At 61.3% G+C, this 5,387-nt stretch carries 5 protein-coding genes; 2 read left to right on the forward strand and 3 right to left on the reverse strand.

Translation table 11 applies throughout. From position 1 onward, the window contains the following. Nucleotides 1–773 (reverse strand): glycerol-3-phosphate dehydrogenase (gene glpD, locus B3873_RS21775; RefSeq protein WP_286869040.1); only part of this gene is annotated, 773 nt, incomplete at its 3' end. A 401-nt stretch (nt 774–1,174) separates the two neighbouring features. On the opposite strand from glpD, the gene B3873_RS21780 reads away from it, so the two are divergent. Together B3873_RS21780 and adhP are read left to right on the forward strand one after the other, a co-directional pair. Next, nucleotides 1,175–1,933 (forward strand): DeoR/GlpR family DNA-binding transcription regulator, encoded by a 759-nt coding sequence (locus B3873_RS21780; protein WP_034331224.1) that lies wholly within the window; start codon nt 1,175–1,177, stop codon nt 1,931–1,933. Nucleotides 1,934–2,147: 214 nt separating this feature from the next. Beyond that, the gene (gene adhP, locus B3873_RS21785) at nt 2,148–3,173 is read left to right on the forward strand and encodes an alcohol dehydrogenase AdhP (protein WP_121044585.1); all 1,026 of its coding nucleotides are present in this window, start codon (nt 2,148–2,150) and stop codon (nt 3,171–3,173) included. A gap of 86 nt (nt 3,174–3,259) precedes the next feature. Here adhP and B3873_RS21790 read toward each other — a convergent pair whose 3' ends face one another. After that, nucleotides 3,260–3,568 carry a HigA family addiction module antitoxin gene (locus tag B3873_RS21790; RefSeq protein WP_286869045.1) on the reverse strand — a complete coding sequence of 103 codons (309 nt, stop codon included), beginning with the start codon at nt 3,566–3,568 and terminating at the stop codon, nt 3,260–3,262. A 119-nt stretch (nt 3,569–3,687) separates the two neighbouring features. After that, the gene (locus B3873_RS21795) at nt 3,688–5,193 is read right to left on the reverse strand and encodes a DASS family sodium-coupled anion symporter (RefSeq protein WP_121044592.1); all 1,506 of its coding nucleotides are present in this window, start codon (nt 5,191–5,193) and stop codon (nt 3,688–3,690) included. Nucleotides 5,194–5,387: the final 194 nt, after the last annotated feature.

A 5,387-nucleotide genomic window follows, 5' to 3' on the forward strand; every position in this document is an offset into this window, starting at 1 on the left:
TCCGGGTTCTGGAAGATGTAGGCGTAGGGGTGATCGAACAGACGCTTGACCACGATATGGCTGCCCTTGATCAGTCGCAGGCTGCGGCCGGTCTTGGCCTGCGGCACCGACTGCGCAAAGCGCGCGGCCCAGGGACCGGCAGCGTTGACGATGGCGCGGGCACGCACTTCTTCCTGTTGCACGCCGCTGGCGTGCTGGTGTTCCAGCACCGCATGCCAGGTATCGCCTTCGCGGCGGGCGCTGATGCACTTGGTGCGGGTGAGGATGCGGGCACCGCGTTCCTGGGCATCCATGGCGTTCAAGACCACCAGGCGCGCATCGTCGACCCAGCCGTCGGAATAGACGAAGCCCTTGCGATAGTCGCCCTTCAGCGGCTGCCCGCCCGGATGGCGGGCAAGGTTCGCGCCTTCGGAGGCGGGCAGGATCTCGCGCTTGGCGAGGTAGTCGTACATGAACAGGCCGGCGCGGATCATCCAGGCCGGACGCTGGTTGGCGTCGTGCGGCATGACGAAGCGCAGCGGCCAGATGATGTGCGGTGCCGAGCGCAGCAGGACTTCGCGTTCCTGCAGGGCTTTGCGCACCAGCTTGAATTCGTAATATTCGAGGTAGCGCAAGCCGCCGTGGATGAGCTTGGTGCTGGCCGAGGAGGTATGTTGGGCCAGGTCATGCTGCTCGCACAGCAGCACGCGCAGGCCGCGCCCGGCCGCATCGCGCGCGATGCCCGCGCCGTTGATGCCGCCGCCTACCACCAAGAGATCATATTCGAGCGTCATTCGCCGCTTCTCCGTATTGGATCCGTATGGGTTCCGGGTTGTAACTGTATTGGTGCCGTAGCAAAACTGTACTGGCCGCGCCAATGACACCGTACTGCTGTCGGGGCTGCCACTGTATTGCTGTCGTGTTTCCGCTGTATTACTGCCGTATTGGTGCCGTGTTGGTGCCGTGTTGCTTGTGTGCGGTAACCGTATTGCCGTCTCAGCGGTTCCGCTGTGTTTGCGTGCAACAGCTGCCGGGCAACCCCGCACTTTCCCGGGAGTTGCCAATGCACCGTAAGATAAGCGACATCCCGAAAGTAAATCAACAATTATTTGTTGTTTTATGTTCGTTTATGTTTTTTAATGTTCATATCCAATCAAAATTGTTTCCCAAAAATCAACGGATTTCGATCACCTCCATGCTCAATCCCAGGCAACAGACGCTGCTGGAATGCGTTCGCAAGCACGGCACCATTTCAGTGGAAGAGCTGGCCCAGCAGCTGAACGTGACCACCCAGACCGTGCGCCGCGACGTCAAGGCGATGGTTGATGCCAGTTTGCTGGCGCGTTATCACGGCGGGGTCGGGCTGCTGTCTTCGACCGAGAACATTGCCTATCCCGAACGCCAGGTCATGCATGCCGACGCCAAGCGCCGCATCGGCCGCACGGTGGCGGCGCGGGTGCCGGATGGCTGTTCGCTGATCCTGAACCTGGGCACGACTACGGAAGAGGTGGCGCGCGCCCTGCAGCAGCACAAGAACCTGCACGTGGTGACCAACAACCTGAACGTGGCCAATTCGCTGGCCAGCAATCCGGCGCTGGAGGTCATCATTGCCGGCGGCGTGGTGCGCGCGCGGGATCGCGGCATCGTGGGCGAGGCCACCATCGATTTCATCCGGCAGTTCAAGGTGGATATCGGCATCATCGGCATTTCCAGCATCGAGATGGATGGGGTCTTGCGGGACTTCGATGCCCGTGAAGTCAAGGTCGCCCAGACCATCATCGAGCAGTCGCGCCAGGTCTGGCTGGTGGCCGATGCCAGCAAGTTCGGACGGCAGGCGCTGGTGAAGATGGCGCACCTGTCGCAGATCGACGTGCTCTTCACCGATGCCCCGCCCCCGCCGGAGCTGGCCACCCTGCTGGCGGAAACCGATGTGGAAGTGGTGATCGCAAAGTAAGCGCGTCAGGCACGCATGCGGCAGAGGCATGCGCAACTGCACTCACCTTGTTTTTCAACGATGGGCGACATGGATCAATCCATGCGCAATCATTGATTGTCGTCGTGCGGCACGCGGAGGATATTGACGCTTGCAGGCAGGAACAACAGTTGGCCATTGCAGCACAAGGCCGCGTCCTGCCCTGGCATCCCGTTGATCCCCCCGAGGAGTGCATATGACGCAAATGATGAAAGCGGCCGTCGTCCGCGAATTCGGCAAGCCCCTGTCGATTGAACAAGTGCCTGTTCCCACGCCTGGTCCGGGCCAGATCCTGGTCAAGTTCGAAGCCAGCGGTGTCTGCCATACCGACCTGCACGCCGCCCATGGCGACTGGCCCGTCAAACCCACACCCCCGTTCATTCCCGGCCACGAAGGCACCGGCTACGTCGCTGCGCTGGGCGCTGGCGTGAAGCACGTCAAGGAAGGCGACCGCGTCGGCGTGCCCTGGCTGCATACGGCCTGTGGCTGCTGCTCACCCTGCCGCACCGGTTGGGAAACCCTGTGCGCCGAACAACAGAACACCGGCTATTCCGTCAACGGCAGCTTTGCCGAATATGGCCTGGCCGATCCCAACTTCGTCGGCCACCTGCCCGCTGGCCTGGACTTCGGCCCGGCAGCCCCCGTGCTGTGCGCAGGCGTGACCGTCTACAAGGGCTTGAAGGAAACCGAGGTGCGCCCCGGTGAATGGGTGGTGATCTCCGGCATCGGCGGCCTGGGCCACATGGCCGTGCAATATGCCAAGGCCATGGGCATGCACGTAGTCGCTGCCGACATCCACGAAGACAAACTGGCGCTGGCCAAAAAACTGGGCGCCGACCTGACCGTCGATGGCCGCGACCACAATGCGGTGGCCGAAGTCCAGCGCATCATCGGTGGCGCGCATGGTGCGCTGGTAACGGCGGTGTCGCCCAAGGCGATGGAACAGGCGTTCGGTTTCCTGCGTGCACGCGGCACCATGGCGCTGGTGGGCCTGCCACCGGGCGACATCAGCCTGCCGGTGTTCAATACGGTGTTGAAGCGCATCACCGTGCGCGGCTCCATCGTCGGCACGCGCCAGGATCTGGAAGAGTCGCTGGTCTTTGCGGCCGAAGGCAAGGTGGCGGCGCACTTTACCTGGGACAAGCTGGACAACATCAATGCCATCTTTGCGCGTATGGAAGAGGGCAAGATTGATGGGCGGATTGTGCTGGACTTGAAGTAAGCAGTCCCGGCGTACGCAGAACTTTGACGCAATAAAAAATGACGGCTTCTCCGGAAGCCGTCATTTTCGTTGAAGCCGCTGCCTCCTCAAACCGGGCTCGGCTTCCTGGGTTGCCACTGCTTGATACCAGCGAGCACATCGCGCATCTTTTCACGCGCGACTTCGGTGTCATACGCGACTTGCGCGCGCAGCCAGTATCCGGCGGAGAGGCCGAAGAAGCGTGCGAGCCGCAAATCAGTATCGGCTGTTACGGCACGCTTGCCATTGACGATCTCGCTGATGCGCAATTGCGATACGCCGATTTCCTTGGCCAGGCGGTATTGGGTAATACCGCAGGGCTTCAGAAATTCGATCTTGAGCAATTCGCCGGGCGATACAGCCCTGATCTCTCGCATGATGCCTGTCTCTCGGAAGTAACGAAGGGAGCAGCATTCTGCCCGAGCCGAATCACGAAGCGAAGCAGCATCGCGAACAACTGATGACAATCTGGCTTCGCTTCGATCTCACCGCACTCTTACCAATACCCCAACACCTTCCACCACACCATACCCACCGTCGCAAACACCAGCAATTCCACCACCGCCATCACGAAACCCACGCCCCACCACTTGCCCATGGACACGTAACCGCTACCAAAGATGATCGGCGAAGTGCCAGTAGCGTAATGCGTCAGCGTCATCATCACGCCCGAGCCTGCAGTCATCATCAGCATGAAGGGGACCACGTACTGCGGCGGCAGCAATTGCGCGCCCACCGTGAGGAAGGCCAGCATCATCGCGCTGATGTGCGCGGTGGTGCTGGCGAAGAAGTAATGCGACAGGACGAAGACCAGCAGCAGCACTGCAGCCACCGCGATCCAGCCCATGCCGCTGGCCACGATGGCGGCCTTCATGCCTTCCGAGAACCAGGCCACCACACCGGTCTTGTTCAACTGCTCGGCCAGCATCACCAGGGCGCCGAACCACACCAGCGTATCCCACGCGCTCTTTTCCGAGAGCACATCATCCCAGTCAATCGTGCCGGTGATGATGAGCACGAACAATCCAACGAACGCCACCACCGTGGGATCGAGGGTGAAGGCCGCACCGAGCAACATCGCCGGGACGTTGGCCCACAGCAGCAGCAACAGCGCAAAGGTCCCCAGCATCACCTTCTCGCTGGCCCCGAGGCGACCCATCTTGTCCAGCTCGCTGCGGGCGTAGTCCACCGCGTTGGGCGTGGACTTCAGCTCCGGCGGCGAGAGCAGGTAGATCACCATCGGCATGATCAGCAGGCACACCAGGCCCGGCAGCAGCATGCACAGCGCCCAGGTGGTCCATGAGAGTTGCAGCGCATGGCCGGTGGCCTTGGCCACATAGTTGACCACCAGCGGATTGGGCGCGGTGGCGGTGAGGAACATGGCCGAGGTGATCGGATTGGCGTGATAGTTGACCAGCGCCAGATAGGTGCCGACCTTGTTCTGCGTGCCCTTGGCCGGATCGGAATCGAAGGCATTGGCAATCGACTTCATGATGGGATGCACGATGCCGCCGCCCCGCGCCGTATTGCTGGGCGTGAAGGGGGCCAGCACCAGTTCGCAGATGGCCAGTCCGTAGCCGATGCCCACCGTGCGCTTGCCCAGCAGCGCAATGAACATCAGCCCCACACGGCGACCCAGACCAGTCTTCTTCAAGCCGCGCGAAATCAGGATGGCCACCACGATGAGCCAGATCAGCGGATTGGAAAAACTCGCCAGCGCATCGGCAATCGCGCCCTTGGAGGAAGTCGAGGTGACCTGTGACAGCGAGACGATGACGATGGCCATCATCGCCATCACGCCGATGGGCATGACCTTCAGGATGATGGCCACGATGGTGGTGAGGAAGATCGCCACCAGCGCCCAGGCCTTGGGCTCCAGCCCCGCCGGGCAGGGCGTGAGCAGCAGCAGGATCAGGACCGCCGTGGCGATCAGGGCCGGACCCAGCTTGAACGGGACGGCATCGTTGAAATACTTGAAGGTGGCTTTGAGTTGATTGAACATCACATCATCCTGGGACGGAAACTGGAAGCATGAAAGCAAGATGGCCGCACAGCCTGTTGCCGTGCGGCCATCCTGGTGCCAAGTATAGTCAGCCGGGTGAGTGCGCTGTTGCGCTTATTGCCGATGTTTTGATCTAGGCCAGTATTAGGGCCTGTTCACATTTAATCTGCGAGTGCGAGAGGTCGCCAAGCGTT

The sequence above is a fragment of the Herbaspirillum sp. UBA812 genome, assembly GCF_002296545.1.
Classification (GTDB): Bacteria; Pseudomonadota; Gammaproteobacteria; order Burkholderiales; family Burkholderiaceae_D; genus Herbaspirillum; species Herbaspirillum huttiense.